The organism is Pseudomonas sp. X10, from assembly GCF_054889225.1.
On sequence record NZ_CM142677.1, the window covers coordinates 1,435,405 to 1,453,906 of the forward strand.

An 18,502-nucleotide genomic window follows, 5' to 3' on the forward strand; every position below is an offset into this window, starting at 1 on the left:
TTGATCCATGACCTATACCCTCGACGACCTGCTCTACCTCATGGCCCGCTTGCGCCATCCGCAACATGGCTGCCCCTGGGACCTCGAGCAGGACTACGCGAGCATCGTTCCGCATACCCTCGAGGAAGCCTACGAAGTCGCCGACACCATCGAGCGTGGCGACTTCGAGCACCTGCAGGGCGAGCTGGGTGACCTGTTGTTCCAGGTGGTCTACTACAGCCAGCTGGCGCGGGAGGAGGGGCGTTTCGAGTTTGCCGGTGTGGTCGATGCCATCACCCGCAAACTGATCCGCCGTCATCCGCATGTTTTCCCTACCGGCGACCTCCATGCGCCGCTGGACACCCCCAGCCTGAACGAGGCCCAGGTCAAGCAGCGCTGGGAAGAGATCAAGGCCGAGGAGCGCGCGCAGAAGAGCGTGCCCGAGCAACTGTCGCTGCTCGACGATGTCCCGGCGGCACTGCCGGCCCTGTCGCGGGCTGCCAAGTTGCAGAAGCGAGCGGCCCAGGTCGGTTTCGACTGGCCGGATGCGCTGCCTGTGCTGGATAAGGTTCGCGAGGAGCTGGACGAAGTGCTGCAGGCCATGGCCGACGGCGACCCACAGGCCCTGGAGGACGAAGTCGGCGACTTGTTGTTCGCCACCGTCAACTTGGCCCGGCATTTGAAGCTGGACCCGGAAAACGCCCTGCGCGGCGCCAACCGCAAGTTCGAGCGACGTTTCCGTTTCATCGAGCAGGCATTGCGTGATAGCGGACGTCCAATCGAAGATTGTACTCTCGACGACCTGGATGCCCTCTGGGGCGAAGCCAAACGTCAGGAAAAGACCCTGCCCAGCTGCGGCTGAGCTGTTGCATAAGTGAGTGAACACCCATGAGCCTTTCCCTTCGCGACCAATTGCTCAAGGCCGGTCTGGTTAATCAGAAACAGGTCAAGCAGGTCACCAAAGCCGAAAAGAAACAGAAGCGCCTGGAGCAAAAAGGCCAGGTCGACGTCGATGACACCCAGCAGCGCCTGGCCAAGGAAGCCATGGCCGAGAAGGCCAAGCGCGACCAGGAGTTGAACCGCCAACAGCAGGAAAAGGCCGAACAGAAGGCCCGTGCCGCACAGGTCAAGCAATTGATCGAGGTGTCGCGCCTGCCCAAGCTCAATACCGAGGATTACTACAACTTCGTCGACGACAAGAAGGTCAAGCGTATTGCCGTCAACGCCCTGATGCGTAGCAAGCTGAGCAGCGGCTCCCTGGCGATCGTCGCCCATGGAGGCGGCTATGAGGTGATCCCGCGCGAAGCGGCGCTGAAGATCCAAGAGCGCGATCCCAAGCGCATCCTGCTGCTCAATACCCAGGTCGAGGAGCCGGATGCCGATGATCCGTATGCGGCCTATGTCATTCCTGACGACCTGATGTGGTAACCCTGCGTTAAGACACCAGTTACAAGTGGCAAGCTACAAGAAAAAGCGGATCGGTGTGGGGTTCACACGATCCGCTTTTTTATTTGTGACGCTTGAGGCTTATTGCGTGGTGCGTTGGCTTTCCAGGAATTCCAGCTCGATGCGGTAGTTGTGGGCTTCTTGTTCATTGTGGAACATGCCGACCAGTTGGCCCTGCTGGTGGACCTCCCAGATCCGCAGGCCAAAGGCCAGGCTTTCGTGGGACAGTTTCGATTCGTCGCGCTCAGTTACTTGGACAGTCATCTGTAAACTCCACTTTCAGTTAACTGCGGCACCGTGTCGCAGGTCTTCTTTATAGAGTTTGTTAGCTGGCTAAGTAAATAAACTGGCCATGAAAGATCTTTCATGAAACCCGCGAAGTTGGTGACCCACCCGCTAGCCATTAAAAAAAGGAACCACGCACAAGGCGTAATGCTGTTCACTTAAGACATCTGTCGTATGGTTTTGGGGCCGCTGCGCGCCCATCGCGACACAAGGCCGCTCCCACTTGCAAGCCCTCTGTAGGAGCCCTCTGTGGGAGCGGCCTTGTGTCGCGATGGGCTGCGTAGCAGCCCCACCTGGAGGCACTCCAGCTCAAGTGAACAGCATTACGCCTCAGGTCCAGCGGGGCAGGGCAGCGGGTCAGTTGCCCTTCACCGAACGGCCATCGACCGTGCCATCCTGCAGCACGATCACGTATTCCTTGCCATCGGTCTCGACCTGGCGCAGTTGCACCAACAGGTAGTCCCACTCCTTGGCGAACCACAGTTCGGTGATGCGCTTGCTCTGGCTTGGGTCGCGCACGCGCTCGACCTTGACCGCATCCACATGACCAGTCTTGGTGGCGACCTTCTCGGTGCCGAGGACGCGGAAGTCGTAGGTGTCGATCTCGTCGCCGTCGACCACTTGGTAGGTCATGCTCTTCTTGCCGGCCGCCACGTCATGCTGCAGGGCCAGTTGGTAGGACGACTTGTCCAGCACGCCGCGGTTGAGCGGTAGGTTGATCGCATCGCCACGGTCGGTGCCGGTGACCTTTTTGTTGTCCCAGTCGAAATCCAGGTCGACTTTCTTCGCCTTGCCCAGGCCGCCACGTTCGAAGTGGTAGGTCTGCGGCAGCAGGGTGTCCTTGTCCAGGCTCAGGGTGCTTTGCTCGGTCAAGCTGGCGATCATCATCGAAGCCTTGAAGTTCAGGCTCCAGGTACCATTGGCGTTCTTTTCCAGGCTGCGCTGGGCGGTACCGCTCATGGGCAGTTGCTTCCAGTCGGCGGTGTAGCTGGCCGAGAAAGGCTTCAGGTCAGCTGCCTGGAGAGGCAGGGCGAGCACGGCGAGAGCCAAGAGCAGGGCGCGACGCATAATATCTCCTAGGGTCGAATCAAGTGACCGCTGGCCGCCAGCGGCTGGCCATCCAGTAATGCACCATGCTCGCCCAGACGCAAGCGTCCTTCGGCGAACCAGCGCACCGCTAGCGGGTAGATCTGGTGTTCCTGGCCATGAACCCGTTGTGCCAGAGCCTCCGGGGTATCGTCCAGCTCCACAGGTACTACAGCCTGTACGACCAGAGGGCCGCCATCGAGTTCCTCGGTGACGAAGTGCACGCTGCAGCCATGCTCCGCATCGCCAGCCTCCAGCGCGCGCTGGTGGGTGTGCAGGCCCTTGTACTTGGGCAGCAGGGAGGGGTGTATGTTGAGCAGGCGCCCTTGATAGTGGCGGACGAAGCCGCCGCTGAGGATGCGCATGAAACCGGCCAGCACCACCAGGTCAGGATCGAAACCGTCGATCAGCGCCATCAGCGCGGCATCGAAGGCTTCGCGGCCATCGAAACCGCTGTGTTCCAGCACGGCGGTGTCGATGCCGGCCGCCTGGGCCCGCTGCAGGCCGTAGGCATCTGCGCGGTTGGAAACCACTGCACGGATGCGCACCGGGTTGCCCTCGGTGCGGCTGCTGTCGATCAGTGCCTGGAGGTTGCTGCCGGAGCCCGACAGCAATACCACTACATCACAGGTCTTGCTTGGCATCAGTGCGCCTTGAGGTTTTGCAGCTCGACCTGGGCGGCGCCGGCTGGCGCTTCGGCGATCTGGCCGATGACCCATGGCTGCTCGCCAGCGTCACGCAGAACCTTCAGGGCGTTGTCGACCTGGTCCTGGGCCACGCAGACGACCATGCCGACACCGCAGTTCAGCACGCGGTGCATCTCGTGCTCGTCGACGTTGCCTTTTTCCTGCAGCCAGTCGAACACCGCCGGGCGCTGCCAGCTGGCCACGTCGATGATCGCCTGGGCGTTGTCCGGCAGTACGCGTGGGATGTTGTCCAGCAGGCCGCCACCGGTGATGTGAGCCATGGCCTTGACCGCGCCGGTTTCCTTGATCAGCTGCAGCAACGGCTTGACGTAGATACGGGTCGGGGCCATCAGCAGTTCGGTCAGCGGCTTGCCGTCGAGTTGGATGCTCTCGATATCGGCGCCGGAGACTTCGATGATCTTGCGGATCAGCGAGTAACCGTTGGAGTGTGGGCCCGAGGACGGCAGGGCGATCAGCGCGTCACCGGTGGCGACTTTCGAGCCGTCGATGATCTCGGCCTTTTCCACCACACCGACGCAGAAGCCGGCCAGGTCGTAGTCCTCGCCCTCGTACATGCCAGGCATCTCGGCGGTTTCACCACCGACCAGCGAGCAGCCGGCCAGTTCGCAACCTGCACCGATGCCGGTGACCACGGTGGCGGCTACGTCAACGTTCAGCTTGCCAGTGGCGTAGTAGTCGAGGAAGAACAGCGGCTCGGCGCCACAGACCACCAGGTCGTTGACGCACATGGCGACCAGGTCCTGGCCGATGCTGTCGTGCTTGTTCAGGTTCAGCGCCAGGCGCAGCTTGGTGCCGACGCCGTCGGTGCCAGAGACCAGAACCGGCTGCTTGTAGCCGGCCGGGATCTCGCAGAGGGCGCCGAAGCCGCCCAGGCCACCCATGACTTCAGGGCGTGCGGTGCGCTTGGCCACGCCCTTGATGCGTTCGACCAGTGCTTCGCCGGCGTCGATGTCTACACCGGCGTCCTTGTAGCTCAGGGAGGGTTGCTTGCTCATTGATCCAGGCCTTTAGGAGGGAGGGATTCGGGAAAACGACCGCGACGGCCAAGGCCGGCTGTTGCAGCGGCGGCTGCCTGTTCGTCACTGGTCTGCGAAGGCGCGCGATTTTATCAGGCTTGCCGGGCAGCGGCCATCCTTGGGCCGACGGGCAGAGCGCGAAATTGGGCAAAAACATCGGTTGACGCTCTCCGACTGGTTGCCACGGCGTGGGCTGTATAAGGTATAGGAAAGGCGACGGGACGAAATTGCCGGCGGTGACGGAGCGTTTTGTCCGGTGCTGAGGTCACAATCTCAGTTTCGCGGCCCGGCGTCCCTCGGTCATCTGGACAGGAATCCTCCATGCGTTTTTTTAATTACCTGGCTGTTGGTTGTTTGGCCCTGGTCGGCTTTGCGGCGCAGGCCGAAACCGTTTCCGGCCTCTATCAAGTGCGTGAGCCAGTGGTCGGGCAGGGCGCTGAAGCCCGTACCCAGGCCACCAGCAAGGCCCTGGAAACCCTGGTGCTGCGCTTGACCGGCGATGCCAAGGCGGCCCAGAGCCCAGCCCTGGCGGGCTTGCGCAAGGATCCGCAGCAGATCATCAGCCAGTTCGGCTACGAGGCGGGGCCGCCTGAAACGGTGTTGGTCGAATTCGACCCCGGCAGCACCGAGCGCGCCTTGCGCCAGGCTGGGCTGGCCCTGTGGGGCAGCAACCGCCCATCGGTCCTTGGGTGGTGGTTGAACGACAGTGTCGAAGGCAACAGCCTGGTCGGCGATGGTCAGAGCAGCGCCGAGCCACTTCGTCGTGCCGCCCAGCACCGGGGTTTGCCGTTGCGCCTGCCGCTGGCCGACCTGCAGGAGCAACTGGTGGCCGATGCCGAGCAGTTACAGAACAAGGAGCCGGCGGCGCTGCGTGAGGCTTCCGAGCGCTATGGCGCCGATGCCCTGTTGGCGGTGCACGCCAACGAGGCCGATGGCAAGTGGCAGGGCAAATGGCAACTGTGGCTGGGCGACCAGCGTGAGCAAGGCACGGCCGAAGGCGACGACCAGGCGGCTTTGGCCGACGCGGTGATGCTTGCGGTGAGCACCCGCCTGGCGCCGCGTTTCGTCACCCGTCCGGGCGCCAGCAGTGATCTGCAGGTCCAGGTACTGGGCGTGAATCTACAGCGCTATGCCGAGCTTGGCCGTGTCCTGGAACCTTATGGCCCGCGCCTGCGTCAGGTCGACGGCGACACCTTGACCTACCAGGTCACCGGCAACCGTGAGCAGCTACGTGCGCAACTGGGCCTGGCGAAACTCCAAGAGCTGCCAGCGGAGCAAGCTGCCCCCGCCGCGACGGCCGATCCGGCGCAGGAGCAGGAGGAGGGGGGGCAGGTGACAGCCCAGCCGTTCGATGGCCTGCGGTTTCGTTGGTAAGGAGCGCTCTCGATGACCGACATGCGCCGCTGGGCGTGGCTGGGCATAGCCCTACTGATCGCCGTCCTGTTGTATTTCCTGCATGGCATTCTCTCGCCGTTCCTGGTTGGTATTTTGCTGGCCTACCTGGCCGACCCGTTGGTCGACCGCCTGGAACGCATGGGGTTGTCGCGCACCTGGGGTGTTGTGGTGGTGTTCACCCTGTTCACGCTCATCTTCCTGGCCTTGCTGCTGGTCCTCATCCCGATGCTGGCCAAGCAGCTGCTGCGCTTGTACGAACTGACGCCGCAGATGCTCGACTGGCTGCAGCATGTGGCCTTGCCCTGGGTGCAGGGACGTTTGGGACTGGCCGATGGCTTCTGGAAGTTCGACAAGATCAAGGAAGCCATTGGCGCGCACATGGGCCAGACCACAGATATCGTCGGTATCGTGCTGTCCCAGGCCACCGCATCCAGCCTGGCGTTGATCGGGTGGTTGGCCAACCTGGTGCTGATCCCCGTGGTTGGTTTCTACCTGCTGCGTGATTGGGACCTGATGATGGCCAAGCTGCGCAGCCTGCTGCCGCGCCAGCGTGAGCCGCAGGTGATGCAATTGGCCGGTGAATGCCATGAAGTGTTGGGGGCGTTCGTGCGGGGGCAGTTGCTGGTCATGCTCGCATTGGGCGTCATCTACGCTGCCGGGCTGATGCTGGTGGGGCTCGAGCTGGGTCTGCTGATCGGCGTGCTCGCCGGCTTGGCGGCCATCGTGCCCTACATGGGGTTCATCATCGGTATTGGCGCGGCAATCATCGCTGGGCTGTTTCAGTTCGGTGGCGACCTCTACCCGATGCTTGGCATTGTCGCGGTGTTCCTGGTTGGTCAGGCCCTGGAAGGTATGGTGCTGACGCCGTTGCTGGTGGGCGACCGCATCGGCCTGCACCCGGTGGCGGTGATCTTCGCCATCCTGGCCGGGGGCGAGTTGTTCGGCTTCACCGGTGTGCTGCTGGCTCTGCCGGTCGCAGCGGTGATCATGGTCTTGCTGCGGCACGTCCATGACCTCTATAAAGAGTCCGATATGTACGGCGGGGAAGTGGACCCGGACCTGTAGTGGTGTTCGGCAAGCGCGCAAGCCTTTGATTTTACTTGCGCTCCTTGCCTCGCTGATTGTGTGTCCGACGTTGCGGGTATAGACTTTGCACACTGTTCACTAAAGGCCCCCTGTGGTTGTTCGCGACCGCCCAGCCCAGCATGAAACCGATCCAGTTGCCCCTGGGTGTGCGTCTGCGCGATGACGCCACCTTCATCAACTATTATCCGGGCGCCAATGCCGCGGCCTTGGGCTACGTCGAGCGGCTTTGCGAGGCCGACGCCGGCTGGACCGAAAGCCTCATCTATCTCTGGGGCAAGCAGGGCGTCGGCCGTACCCACCTGCTGCAGGCTGCCTGCCAGCGCTTCCAGCAAGCGGGCGAGCCAGCGGTCTACCTGCCGCTGGCGCAATTGCTCGACCGTGGCATCGAGTTGCTCGACTACTTGGAGCAGTACGAACTGGTATGCCTGGACGACCTACACGTGATCGCTGGCAAGCCTGATTGGGAAGAGGCCATGTTTCACCTCTTCAACCGCCTGCGCGACAGTGGCCGCCGCCTGCTGATCGCCGCCTCCAGTTCGCCGCGCGAGCTGCCGATCAAGCTGCCGGACCTCAAGTCGCGCCTGACCCTGGCCTTGATCTTCCAGATGCGTGGCCTGTCGGATGAAGACAAGCTGCGCGCCTTGCAGCTGCGCGCGTCACGCCGCGGCCTGCATCTGACCGATGAAGTCGGTCATTTCATCCTCACTCGCGGCACTCGCAGCATGAGCGCGTTGTTCGACCTGCTCGAGCGTCTCGACCAGGCTTCCCTGCAGGCCCAGCGCAAGCTCACCATCCCCTTCCTCAAGGAAACCCTGGGCTGGTAACCCCCGGAACAGGGCGGTCCAGACGCTAAAACAGAAAAGTCACATTTTTTTCGATTGAATTTGCAAATCGACCCGATAGAAGGCATAGTTTCCCCCTTCCAAAGGACTTCAGACACGGTCGTGCCCATGCTCAATCGCTTCGCACCCCTCGTGCCCCTCGCACTCGTGACCCTGCTTTTTGGCTGCGCGACCCACGGCCCGGCTTCCCAGCCCCAGGAGCCGCAACAGGTCGCCGCCCAGGCTGCGGTCAACGCCAAGCCAGCGGCTTCGTCGGTATTCGACGAGGAAGAGGCGGCCAGCGAAGAAACGCCAGACGCATTTTCCAAGGACAGCAAGCCCTACGAGTTGCCGGCCCTGGCTGACAGCATTCTGGAGCGCGGCATGTCGCTGATCGGTACTCGCTACCGCTTCGGCGGTACCTCGGAGAAGTCCGGCTTTGACTGCAGCGGTTTCATCGGTTACCTGTTCCGCGAGGAAGCCGGCCTGAAGCTGCCACGCTCGACCCGCGAGATGATCAACGTCGATGCCCCTCAAGTAGCCCGCAACAAGCTCAAGCCGGGTGATCTGCTGTTCTTCAGCACCAACGGTCGTGGCCGCGTCAGCCATGCAGGCATCTACTTGGGCGACAACCAGTTCATCCACTCCAGCAGCCGCCGCAGCGGTGGTGTGCGTATCGACAATCTCAGTAATAGCTACTGGAGCAAGACGTTCCTGGAAGCCAAGCGCGCACTGGCCATGGCGCCGACAGCGAACACTGTCGCGCGCAACTGAGCCCGATGGCGGCACCCCGACGGCGGCGTAGCTGAAAAGCTCGCCGCCGTGCGTATTTACAGAAAGCGTCTAATCTAAATTCTCAACTCTTTTCGGCTGCGGCCGACCGGCATCAGACAGGAAGTTCTGACCATGGCGATGATGGCGCGTTTCGCACTCCTTTCCCTGGCGGCACTGCTCGCAGCTTGCTCCAGCCATACCCCGACGCCGCCACCGGTGGTACAGCCGGTGGCTATCCCGAGCCAACCCTCTTTCTCTCCGGTCGCCGAAGACGTGCTGTTCAGGGCGATCGGCCTGGTCGGCACGCCGTACCGCTGGGGAGGCAACACACCGGATTCCGGTTTCGATTGCAGCGGCCTGATCGGCTATGTCTACCGTGACGCTGCCGGCATCAGCCTGCCGCGCTCTACGCGCGAGATGATCGGCATGCGCGCGCCGAATGTCGATATCAATGCCCTGCAGTCCGGCGACCTGGTGTTCTTCGCCACCAATGGCGGCTCGCAGGTCAGCCATGCCGGTATCTATGTGGGCGAGGGGCGCTTTGTCCATGCGCCCTCCACGGGCGGCACGGTGCGTCTGGACTACCTGTCCAACAGCTACTGGCACAAGGCCTATCTGCAAGCCAAGCGAGTCCTCCCGCCGGCGCATCTGGCGCGCAATCCCTGACTCCAGGGGCGTCGCAGGACTGGTAGGAGCCAGCGTTTGCTGACGATGGGGTGGTGCCGGTTGGCTGCGTCGATTTTCCTGATCGCTGCCCGGCTTGCCTCAGAGGTGCTGTTGGTTTGGATCAAGCCTGTTTCATCAACAACGCCACGCCAGGATGGTACTGCCCCAGCTCGTTGTGCAATTTGCGGTAGGCATAGGGAAAGTACCAGGCGATAGCGCAGGCGGTGTGTTTCTGCAGGTCGTCGACCAGGTCCTGCAGTTCTTCGGGGCTGGCGTGCTGGCCGGCCTTCCATGGGCTGACGAACAGGACTCCGGCTTTGAGCTGACTGGGATAGGCGACCTGCCTGGCGCTGGCGGCCACTTCTTGCAACGCGGCTGTCAGGTCGAGGTGGGCAATGCGTGGCCAACGTTGGCTGGCTTGCAGGTACAAGGCCTCTTCCCGGCTGGCGATCGACAGGTCGCAACGGCCTTCGCGCTCGCCTTCATCGCGGTGTTTCTTGCTCGGGTACTGTTGCAGGGCGGCCAGTTCGGCCTGCCAGGCTGCGGCCGAGAACAGTCCGAGATTGGTCGCTGATCCGTACCAGTAGGGGGCTTCGTTGTCACCATGGACTTGGTTGAAGCGTTCGATGCAGTCGAACCAGCGTTCCAGGGCAGGCCGCAGGAATTCCAGGCGCGGGTTGTTGATGATCAAGCCTTGCATGCTGCGCTCTCCTTATCATGGTGATCGAGCTCAACTGATGGCTACTTGATATCATTGCGGGCAGGCAGGTACAAGAGGGGAAACCGGCCATTGGTCCGGGCCATATTGGCCCCGGTTCGATTGACGCTCCTGATGCAACCCTCTAACCTTCGCGGCGTGTTTCAGGTGCTCTGCCACTAGTTCGGCAGGGTGAAACTGGGAAGCCGGTGGGCGCGGACAACGCGCGAATCCGGCGCTGCCCCCGCAACGGTAAGTGAGTCAAGGCCGCGCAAGGCCACTGGGTGTCCGCACCCGGGAAGGCGCGAGGCCCTGGGCCTAGGCCTGCTCGCAAGCCCGGAGACCGGCCTGTTACAGCCAACGGCATCACGGAGGGTGGTGCGCGGTGCACTGCGGCGATGCCGCAGCCCTGCGCGTTGTCCGTGAGCCTGCCTATTCATCTGTCGTCGCCTGGTGCCCGCCAGCGTGCGCCGCGTTGCCGGTGCCCCGACAGTTTGCGGAGAACTTCGATGAGCGAATCCACCGAGCGGGACGAGCGTCACCTGGCACGCATGCAGCGCAAGAAGGCGATAATCGACGAGCGTATCGCCAATGCCCCCAACGAATGCGGCTTGTTGCTGGTGCTGACCGGCAACGGCAAGGGCAAGAGCAGTTCGGCCTTCGGTATGCTTGCGCGGGCCTTGGGCCACGGTATGCAGTGTGGTGTGGTGCAGTTCATCAAGGGGCGCAACAGCACGGGCGAGGAGTTGTTCTTCCGGCGCTTTCCCGAGCAGGTGCGCTACCACGTGATGGGCGAAGGCTTCACCTGGGAAACCCAGGACCGCCAGCGCGACATCGCCGCAGCCGAGGCCGCCTGGGCGGTTTCGCGGCAAATGTTGCAGGACCCGTCCATCCAGTTCGTGGTGCTCGATGAACTGAATATTGCTCTCAAGCACGGTTACCTCGACCTTGACCAAGTGCTCGCGGACCTACAGGCGCGCCCGCCGATGCAGCATGTGATCGTCACCGGTCGCGCGGCCAAGCCCGAAATGATCGACCTGGCTGATACCGTCACCGAGATGGGGGTGGTCAAGCATGCTTTCCAGGCGGGCATCCGTGCGCAGAAGGGCGTCGAACTATGAGCCAAACCCGGCATTGTCCGGCGGTGCTGATCGCTGCACCGGCTTCCGGCCAGGGCAAGACCACGGTCACCGCCGCCCTGGCCCGCCTGCACCGCAACCTCGGGCGCAAGGTCCGGGTGTTCAAGTGCGGGCCTGATTTTCTCGACCCGATGATCCTGGAGCGTGCCAGTGGCGCGCCGGTGTACCAGTTGGACATGTGGATGATCGGTGAGCAGGAGAGCCGTCGGCTGCTCTGGGAGGCGGCTGGCGAAGCCGATCTGATTCTGATCGAAGGTGTCATGGGCCTGTTCGATGGCACTCCTTCGAGCGCCGACCTGGCCCGTCATTTCGGTGTGCCGGTGCTGGCGGTGATCGACGGCACGGCCATGGCCCAGACCTTCGGAGCCCTGGCCCTGGGCCTGGCGCGCTATCAGGCGGACCTGCCGTTCGCCGGGGTGCTGGCCAACCGGGTCGGCACCCTGCGTCACGCGCAGTTGCTCGAAGGCAGCCTGACCGAAGGGTTGCGCTGGTACGGTGGGTTGTCGCGGGAAAGCGGCATCGAGTTGCCGAGCCGGCACTTGGGGCTGGTCCAGGCCAGCGAGCTGAACGACCTGGACCTGCGCCTGGATGCCGCGGCCCAAGCCTTGGGCGCCAGTTGCGATGCCGCGCTGCCCCCGGCTGTGGCCTTTGCCGAGCCGAACAGCGTGAGGCCCGAACCGCTGTTGGCGGGCCTGCGTATCGGCGTAGCGCGCGATGAAGCCTTTGCCTTCACCTATGGCGCTAACCTCGACCTGCTCCAGGCCATGGGTGCCGAACTGGCCTACTTTTCTCCATTGCATGATGAGCGCCTGCCCGAGGTCGACAGCCTCTATCTGCCGGGCGGTTACCCGGAGCTGCACCATCACGCGCTTGCGGCCAACGTGCCGATGGTGCAAGCGATCCGTGCGCACCATGGGGCGGGCAAGCCTGTGCTCGCCGAGTGCGGCGGCATGCTTTACCTGCTGGATGCCTTGACCGACGTGGCGGGCGAACGTGCCGAATTGCTCGGGCTGCTACCGGGCGAGGCGGTGATGCAAAAGCGCCTCGCGGCATTGGCCCTGCAGGCCGTGGAGTTGCCCGAAGGCACCCTGCGCGGGCACACCTACCACCATTCGTTGACCAGCACTGTGCTGGAGCCCATTGCCCGTGGCCAGAGCCCCAACGGCGGGCGCGGCGCCGAGGCGGTCTACCGCTGTGGCCGTCTGACGGCCTCTTACGTGCATTTCTATTTCCCCTCCAACCCGAAGGCGGCGGCAGCGTTGTTGCGACCATGAGTGAACTGGCTTTCAGCGACGCCGAACGTGCGGCGATCTACCGGGTCATCGGCGAACGCCGTGACATGCGTCACTTTGCCGGGGGTGAGGTAGCGCCTGAGCTGCTCGCCCGCCTGCTGGCCGCCGCGCACCAGGCGCCCAGCGTCGGCCTGATGCAGCCTTGGCGCTTCATCCGTATCACTGACCGGGGCTTGCGCCAGCAGGTCCAGGCGCTGGTGGAGGAAGAGCGGGTGCGCACCGCCGAGGCGCTGGGCGAGCGTTCCGATGAATTCATGAAGCTCAAGGTCGAAGGCATCGGCGACTGCGCCGAGGTGTTGGTGGCGGCCTTGATGGACCAGCGTGAGGCGCACGTCTTTGGGCGGCGGACCTTACCGGAAATGGACCTGGCGTCGCTGTCCTGCGCCATCCAGAACCTGTGGCTGGCCGCCCGTGCCGAAGGCCTGGGCATGGGCTGGGTATCGCTGTTCGAGCCCAAGGCCCTGGCCGAATTGCTGCACATGCCGACCGGAGCCAAGCCGCTGGCGGTGCTTTGCCTTGGCCCGGTCAAGGCCTTCTACCCGGCACCGATGCTGGTGCTGGAAGGTTGGGCCGAGGAGCGGCCCTTGAGTGGGATGCTGTTTGAAAACCAGTGGGGGAATGGGCAATGAGCGTGGCTTTGCTGACCGTGGCCGGTGTCGCCCTGGACGCGTTGCTGGGCGAGCCGCAGCGTCATCATCCGCTGGTGGCCTTTGGGCGCATGGCCTCGCGTCTGGAGCAGCGCCTTAATGCCGGTGGCCGAGGCTGGCGCAGCCATGGCGTCAGCGCCTGGTTCCTGGCCGTGGTGCCGCTGACCCTGGTCATCCTGATCCTGTCCTGGCTGCCTGGCATTGGCTGGCTGGTGGAGATATTGGCTTTGTACTGCGCCCTGGGCATGCGCAGCCTCGGCGAGCATGTCTTGCCGGTGGCCGAGGCTTTGCGCCGGGGCGACCTCGACGAAGCGCGGCGGCGCGTGGGCTTTTTGGTCAGTCGGGAAACCCGCGAGTTGGACGAACCCGCCGTGGCCCGGGCCGCCACCGAGTCGGTGTTGGAGAATGGCAGCGATGCGGTGTTCGCCGCGTTGTTCTGGTTCGTCGTGGCTGGTGCCCCTGGCGTGGTGCTCTATCGTCTGAGCAATACCCTGGATGCCATGTGGGGTTACCGCAACGAGCGCTTCGAGCGCTTCGGCTGGGCGGCGGCGCGCATCGATGATGCCCTCAACTATATTCCAGCGAGGCTGGTGGCCCTGACCTATGCGGTACTGGGCAAGACGCGTCAAGCCCTGGGCTGCTGGCGCCGTCAGGCCCCGCTCTGGGACAGCCCCAATGCCGGACCGGCGATGGCGGCCGGTGCCGGAGCCCTGGGCGTCGAACTGGGTGGGCCGGCGGTCTACCACGGCGAACTGCATGAGCGTGCGCGCCTGGGCGAAGGCCCGATGGCCGATGCCGATGCCATCGAGCGCGGCTGGCAGCTGGTGCGCAAGGGTGTGTGGTTGTGGCTGTTGCTGATCTGCTTGGGAGCGCATTTGTATGCTTGAACATGGCGGCCGCTTGGCGCGGGCAGTGCAGCAGTACGGAATCCCACGGGAGCGCTGGGTGGACCTGTCCAGTGGCATCGCGCCCTGGCCATACACTATCCCGCCTATCCCGGAGCAGGCCTGGGCACGCTTGCCGGAGGTCGACGACGGGTTGGAGCAGGCCGCCCGGGATTATTATGGGGTCAGCCACGTACTGCCGGTGGCGGGGTCCCAGGCGGCGATCCAGGCCTTGCCACAACTGCGCCGCAGCGGTGTGGTCGGCGTGCTCTCGCCGTGCTATGCCGAGCACGCCGAAGCCTGGCGTCGCGCTGGCCATCGGGTGCAGGAACTGAGCGAGGATCAGGTCGAGCATTGTCTCGACAGCCTTGATGTGCTGGTCGTGGTCAATCCCAACAACCCAACCGGACGTGTGGTGCCCGAGGAGCGCTTGCTCGACTGGCATGGCCGGCTGGCGTCGCGCGACGGTTGGCTGCTGGTCGATGAAGCGTTCATAGACAATACCCCGCAGCAAAGTGTTGTCGCGTTGGCCGACCGGCCGGGCTTGGTCGTGTTGCGTTCGTTCGGCAAGTTCTTCGGCCTGGCCGGGGTCCGCCTGGGCTTCGTGATCGCCGAGCCGCAACTGTTGCAGCACCTGGCCGAACTGCTTGGGCCTTGGACCGTCAGCGGGCCGACACGGGTGCTTGGTCAGGCCTGCTTGCGCAACGAATTTGCCCACCTCTACCAAATGGGGCGCTGCGCCGATGCCAGCCGGCGCCTGGCCAAGCTGTTGGACAGTGTCGGCTTGACGCCCACCGGTGGCTGCGACCTGTTCCAGTACGTGCAGACCCCGCAGGCGCCGCTGCTGCATGAGTTCCTCGCCAAGCGTGGCATCCTGCTGCGGCTGTTCAACGACCCACCGGCCCTACGCTTGGGCCTGCCTCCTCTCGATGAGGACTGGTACCGTTTGCGCAAGGCGCTGATCGATTTCAATAAGGAGACGGCATGAGCACCCTCATGGTGCAAGGCACCACCTCCGATGCCGGCAAGAGCACCCTGGTGACAGCCTTGTGCCGCTGGTTATTGCGCCAGGGCGTCGGCGTGGTGCCGTTCAAGCCGCAGAACATGGCCCTCAACAGCGCGGTCACGGCCGACGGCGGTGAGATCGGCCGGGCCCAGGCAGTGCAGGCCCAGGCCTGCCGGCTGGCGCCGCACACCGACATGAACCCGGTGCTGCTCAAGCCCAACAGCGACACCGGCGCCCAGGTGATCGTCCACGGCCGGGCTGTCACCAGCATGAATGCCGTGGCCTACCACGACTACAAGTCTATCGCCATGCAGGCGGTGCTGGCGTCGCACCAGCGCCTGAGCGCCGCCTACCCAGTGGTGATGGTCGAGGGGGCGGGATCGCCGGCGGAAATCAACCTGCGTGCAGGCGACATCGCCAACATGGGGTTCGCCGAGGCGGTGGACTGCCCGGTGATCCTGGTAGCCGACATCAACCGCGGTGGGGTGTTCGCTCATTTGGTCGGCACGCTCGAGCTGCTGTCGCCCAGTGAGCAGGCGCGGGTCAAGGGCTTCGTCATCAACCGCTTCCGTGGCGACATCGCCCTGTTGCAGCCGGGCTTGGACTGGCTCCAGGCGCGCACCGGCAAGCCGGTGCTGGGCGTGTTGCCTTATGTCACCGACCTGCACCTGGAGGCCGAGGACGCTATCGACGTGCGCCAGGCCGTCAAGGCCGAGCGCGCCCTGAAGGTCATCGTCCCGGTACTGCCGCGCATCAGCAACCACACCGATTTCGACCCGCTGCGCCTGCACCCCCAGGTGGACCTGCAGTTCATCGGACCTGGCCAGCCGATCCCGGCGGCGGACCTGATCATCCTGCCCGGCTCCAAGAGTGTGCGCGGCGACTTGGCGCAATTGCGTGCACGTGGTTGGGACACGGCCATCGCCCGGCACCTGCGCTATGGCGGAAAACTCATCGGCATCTGTGGTGGCTTGCAGATGCTTGGCCAGCAGGTGCATGACCCCCTCGGGCTGGAAGGCCCGGCTGGTTCCAGTCCGGGCTTGGGCCTGCTGGACTACGACACCGTGCTCGAGGCCGACAAGCAGTTGCGCAACGTCAGCGGTACCCTGCGTCTGGAGCAGTCGCCGGTCAGCGGCTACGAGATCCATGCCGGCGTCACCACGGGCCCGGGCCTGGAGCATCCTGCGCTGCAACTGGCGGATGGGCGCTGCGATGGTGCGATCAGCGCCGATGGGCAGATCCTCGCCACCTACCTGCATGGGTTGTTCGAAGGCAGTGAGTCCTGCGCCGCGCTGCTGCGCTGGGCTGGGCTGCAGGCGGTCGAGGTCATCGACTACGAGGCCTTGCGCGAACGTGACATCGAACGCCTGGCCGACCTGGTCGAGCGGCACCTGGACACTGCGCGGCTGCGCCAACTTTGTGGGCTCGACAGACATGCGTAACCTGATCCTTGGCGGCGCCCGCTCCGGCAAGAGCCGCCTGGCCGAGCAACTGGCCACGGCCAGTGGCCTGCCGGTGACCTACATCGCCACCAGTGAGCCGCTGGACGGCGAGATGAATGCGCGGGTCAAGCTGCACCGCGAGCGGCGCCCCGTTGAATGGGGGCTGATCGAAGAACCCCTGGCGTTGGCCGCTGTGCTACGCGCCGAAGCGGCCAGCGGACGCTGTCTGCTGGTCGACTGCCTGACCCTGTGGTTGACCAACCTGCTGATGCTGGATGACGAGCAGCGCCTGGCTGAGGAGCGCGATGCGTTGCTCGAGTGCCTGGAGACCCTGCCTGGCACGATCATCCTGGTCAGTAACGAAACCGGTCTGGGCGTGGTGCCCATGGGCGAACTGACCCGGCGCTATGTCGACCAGGCCGGCTGGTTGCACCAGGCCGTGGCCGAACGCTGCCAGCGCGTGGTGCTGACGGTCGCTGGCCTTCCCCTCATACTCAAAGGACCTGCCCTATGACCCAGCCCTGGTGGCTCGACGCTTGCCAACCCATCGATCATGCCGCCATGGAGCAGGCCCGTGACCGCCAGCAACAGCTGACCAAGCCCACCGGCTCGCTTGGCCAACTGGAAGCTCTGGCAGTGCAACTGGCCGGTTTGCAAGGCTGTGAACGGCCAATGCTGGAGCAGGTCTGGATCTCGATCTTCGCCGGTGACCATGGTGTGGTCGAGGAAGGCATCTCCGCCTATCCGCAAGCAGTGACCGGGCAGATGCTGCGCAACTTCGTCAACGGCGGCGCGGCGATCAGTGTGCTGGCGCGCCAGCTCGGAGCCGAGTTGGAGGTGGTCGACCTGGGTAGCGTCGACCCTGATCTGGCATTGCCTGGCGTGCGCCACCTGCGCCTGGGCGTGGGCACGGCGAATTTCGCCCGGCAGTCAGCGATGACCCAAGAGCAATTGCTGGCGGCGATGCAGGGCGGCCGCGAGAGTGCCTTGCGTGCGGTCGGGCAGGGCGCCCGGCTGTTCATCGGCGGGGAGATGGGTATTGGCAACACCACGGCCGCCGCCGCCCTGGCCAGTGCCTTGCTGGACTGCCCGGCCCGCGAGCTCAGTGGCCCCGGCACTGGTCTGGACAGTGCCGGGGTACGGCACAAGGCCGAAGTGATCCAGCGGGCGCTGGTACTGCATGGGCTGCGTACGGATGATCCGCTGCACGCCCTGGGTTGTGTCGGTGGCTTCGAGATCGCCGCCCTGGTTGGTGCCTACCTGACTTGTGCTCAGCAAGGAGTGGCGGTATTGGTCGACGGTTTCATCTGCAGTGTCGCCGCATTGGTTGCCGTGCGCCTGAATCCATACTGCCGGCCCTGGCTGCTGTTTGCCCACCAGGGCGCCGAGCCGGGTCACCAGACCGTGCTCGCAGCGCTCGAGGCCGAGCCCTTGCTGGCCCTCGGCTTGCGTTTGGGTGAGGGCAGTGGGGCCGCCGTGGCCGTGCCGCTGCTGCGTCTGGCCTGCGCACTGCATGGGCAGATGGCGACCTTTGCCGAGGCTGCTGTGGCGGACCGTTCGGCATGATCCTCGACCTGCTGCGTCACGGCGAGACCGAGCAAGGCGGTGGGCTGCGCGGCAGCCTGGACGATGCCTTGACTCCCCAGGGCTGGCAACAGATGCGCAACGCGGTGGAGCAGGGCGGCTCTTGGGAGGTGTTGGTCAGTTCGCCCTTGCAGCGCTGTGCATTGTTCGCCGATGAGCTGGGCGCCCGCCTGGCGCTGCCGGTGCAACGCGAGCCTGGTTTGCAGGAACTGCACTTCGGCGAATGGGAAGGGCGCAGCGCAGCGCAGTTGATGCAGACCCATGCCGACGAACTGGGACGCTTCTGGGCCGATCCTTATTCGTTCACCCCGCCAGGTGGCGAGGCGGTGGCCGCTTTCGCTGCGCGCGTGCTGGCAAGTCTCGAACGGTTGCGCCAGGCCCACGCCGGCAAGCGGGTGTTGCTGGTCACCCATGGCGGTGTCATGCGGCTATTGTTGGCCCGCGCCCGTGGCCTGCCCAGGGAGCAATTGCTGCAGGTCGAGGTGGCCCATGGTGCCTTGGTGCGTCTGCTGTTGCAGAGTGATGGCTCCTTGCGCGAGGGGCACTGAGA

The 18,502-nt window shown here is 64.3% G+C and carries 21 protein-coding genes and 1 riboswitch; of the genes, 16 read left to right on the plus strand and 5 right to left on the minus strand.

Annotation, left to right across the window (positions count from 1 at the left end):
• Positions 1–7: 7 nt before the first annotated feature.
• Entirely contained in the window at positions 8–841 is an 834-nt protein-coding gene (gene mazG / locus ACYU03_RS06675) for a nucleoside triphosphate pyrophosphohydrolase (RefSeq protein WP_461889080.1), read from the plus strand.
• 26 nt (positions 842–867) lie between these two features.
• A complete protein-coding gene (locus ACYU03_RS06680) occupies positions 868–1,407 on the plus strand; it encodes a DUF2058 domain-containing protein (RefSeq protein WP_461889082.1) in 540 nt (179 codons plus the stop codon).
• Positions 1,408–1,506: 99 nt separating this feature from the next.
• Here the strand turns inward: ACYU03_RS06680 and ACYU03_RS06685 are convergent, their stop codons facing one another.
• The 4 genes from ACYU03_RS06685 to purM form a co-directional block, all read right to left on the minus strand.
• The gene (locus ACYU03_RS06685) at positions 1,507–1,689 is read right to left on the minus strand and encodes a hypothetical protein (protein ID WP_461889084.1); all 183 of its coding nucleotides are present in this window, start codon (positions 1,687–1,689) and stop codon (positions 1,507–1,509) included.
• Between the two features lie 378 nt (positions 1,690–2,067).
• On the minus strand, positions 2,068–2,778 hold the full coding sequence (locus ACYU03_RS06690) for a DUF3108 domain-containing protein (protein ID WP_461889086.1): 711 nt from the start codon (positions 2,776–2,778) through the stop codon (positions 2,068–2,070).
• An 8-nt stretch (positions 2,779–2,786) separates the two neighbouring features.
• Positions 2,787–3,440 (minus strand): phosphoribosylglycinamide formyltransferase, encoded by a 654-nt coding sequence (gene purN / locus ACYU03_RS06695; RefSeq protein ID WP_461889088.1) that lies wholly within the window; start codon positions 3,438–3,440, stop codon positions 2,787–2,789.
• Positions 3,440–4,498 carry a phosphoribosylformylglycinamidine cyclo-ligase gene (gene purM, locus ACYU03_RS06700; RefSeq protein ID WP_461889089.1) on the minus strand — a complete coding sequence of 353 codons (1,059 nt, stop codon included), beginning with the start codon at positions 4,496–4,498 and terminating at the stop codon, positions 3,440–3,442. Before purM ends, purN begins: the two co-directional genes overlap by 1 nt.
• A 342-nt stretch (positions 4,499–4,840) precedes the next feature.
• Here purM and ACYU03_RS06705 point away from each other — a divergent pair, with 342 nt between their 5' ends.
• The 5 genes from ACYU03_RS06705 to ACYU03_RS06725 all read left to right on the plus strand — a co-directional run bounded on the left by ACYU03_RS06705 (position 4,841) and on the right by ACYU03_RS06725 (position 9,261).
• Positions 4,841–5,893, plus strand: a complete 1,053-nt coding sequence (locus ACYU03_RS06705) for a DUF2066 domain-containing protein (RefSeq protein ID WP_461889091.1) — start codon at positions 4,841–4,843, stop codon at positions 5,891–5,893.
• Positions 5,894–5,905: 12 nt separating this feature from the next.
• Positions 5,906–6,979: an AI-2E family transporter gene (locus ACYU03_RS06710; protein ID WP_461889093.1), complete on the plus strand. Its 1,074-nt coding sequence runs from the start codon at positions 5,906–5,908 to the stop codon at positions 6,977–6,979.
• A gap of 140 nt (positions 6,980–7,119) precedes the next feature.
• Positions 7,120–7,824, plus strand: coding sequence for a DnaA regulatory inactivator Hda (gene hda / locus ACYU03_RS06715; RefSeq protein WP_461889095.1), 705 nt, complete (start codon positions 7,120–7,122; stop codon positions 7,822–7,824).
• Between the two features lie 126 nt (positions 7,825–7,950).
• Positions 7,951–8,595, plus strand: coding sequence for a C40 family peptidase (locus ACYU03_RS06720; RefSeq protein WP_461889097.1), 645 nt, complete (start codon positions 7,951–7,953; stop codon positions 8,593–8,595).
• A 132-nt stretch (positions 8,596–8,727) separates the two neighbouring features.
• Positions 8,728–9,261, plus strand: a complete 534-nt coding sequence (locus tag ACYU03_RS06725) for a C40 family peptidase (RefSeq protein ID WP_461889099.1) — start codon at positions 8,728–8,730, stop codon at positions 9,259–9,261.
• A 121-nt stretch (positions 9,262–9,382) separates the two neighbouring features.
• Here the strand turns inward: ACYU03_RS06725 and ACYU03_RS06730 are convergent, their stop codons facing one another.
• A complete protein-coding gene (locus tag ACYU03_RS06730) occupies positions 9,383–9,961 on the minus strand; it encodes a hypothetical protein (protein ID WP_461889101.1) in 579 nt (192 codons plus the stop codon).
• A 146-nt stretch (positions 9,962–10,107) separates the two neighbouring features.
• A riboswitch (cobalamin riboswitch) is annotated at positions 10,108–10,324 on the plus strand.
• A gap of 143 nt (positions 10,325–10,467) precedes the next feature.
• On the opposite strand from ACYU03_RS06730, the gene cobO reads away from it, so the two are divergent.
• Genes cobO through cobC form a run of 9 tightly spaced genes read left to right on the plus strand, consistent with a single transcriptional unit; the run spans position 10,468 to position 18,500 of the window.
• Complete coding sequence (gene cobO, locus ACYU03_RS06735; RefSeq protein ID WP_461889103.1) at positions 10,468–11,079, plus strand: cob(I)yrinic acid a,c-diamide adenosyltransferase; 612 nt, start codon at positions 10,468–10,470, stop codon at positions 11,077–11,079.
• Positions 11,076–12,371, plus strand: coding sequence for a cobyrinate a,c-diamide synthase (locus ACYU03_RS06740; RefSeq protein ID WP_461889105.1), 1,296 nt, complete (start codon positions 11,076–11,078; stop codon positions 12,369–12,371). Before cobO ends, ACYU03_RS06740 begins: the two co-directional genes overlap by 4 nt.
• On the plus strand, positions 12,368–13,018 hold the full coding sequence (bluB, locus tag ACYU03_RS06745; protein ID WP_461889107.1) for a 5,6-dimethylbenzimidazole synthase: 651 nt from the start codon (positions 12,368–12,370) through the stop codon (positions 13,016–13,018). The genes ACYU03_RS06740 and bluB overlap by 4 nt, the downstream gene beginning before the upstream one ends.
• Positions 13,015–13,923, plus strand: coding sequence for an adenosylcobinamide-phosphate synthase CbiB (gene cbiB, locus ACYU03_RS06750; RefSeq protein ID WP_461889109.1), 909 nt, complete (start codon positions 13,015–13,017; stop codon positions 13,921–13,923). Before bluB ends, cbiB begins: the two co-directional genes overlap by 4 nt.
• A complete protein-coding gene (cobD, locus tag ACYU03_RS06755) occupies positions 13,916–14,908 on the plus strand; it encodes a threonine-phosphate decarboxylase CobD (protein WP_461889111.1) in 993 nt (330 codons plus the stop codon). The genes cbiB and cobD overlap by 8 nt, the downstream gene beginning before the upstream one ends.
• A complete protein-coding gene (locus ACYU03_RS06760) occupies positions 14,905–16,368 on the plus strand; it encodes a cobyric acid synthase (RefSeq protein WP_461889113.1) in 1,464 nt (487 codons plus the stop codon). Before cobD ends, ACYU03_RS06760 begins: the two co-directional genes overlap by 4 nt.
• Positions 16,361–16,882: a bifunctional adenosylcobinamide kinase/adenosylcobinamide-phosphate guanylyltransferase gene (gene cobU / locus ACYU03_RS06765; protein WP_461889114.1), complete on the plus strand. Its 522-nt coding sequence runs from the start codon at positions 16,361–16,363 to the stop codon at positions 16,880–16,882. Before ACYU03_RS06760 ends, cobU begins: the two co-directional genes overlap by 8 nt.
• Positions 16,879–17,934 (plus strand): nicotinate-nucleotide--dimethylbenzimidazole phosphoribosyltransferase, encoded by a 1,056-nt coding sequence (gene cobT / locus ACYU03_RS06770; RefSeq protein WP_461889116.1) that lies wholly within the window; start codon positions 16,879–16,881, stop codon positions 17,932–17,934. The genes cobU and cobT overlap by 4 nt, the downstream gene beginning before the upstream one ends.
• On the plus strand, positions 17,931–18,500 hold the full coding sequence (gene cobC, locus ACYU03_RS06775) for an alpha-ribazole phosphatase family protein (protein WP_461889118.1): 570 nt from the start codon (positions 17,931–17,933) through the stop codon (positions 18,498–18,500). Before cobT ends, cobC begins: the two co-directional genes overlap by 4 nt.
• The last annotated feature ends 2 nt before the right edge of the window (positions 18,501–18,502 follow it).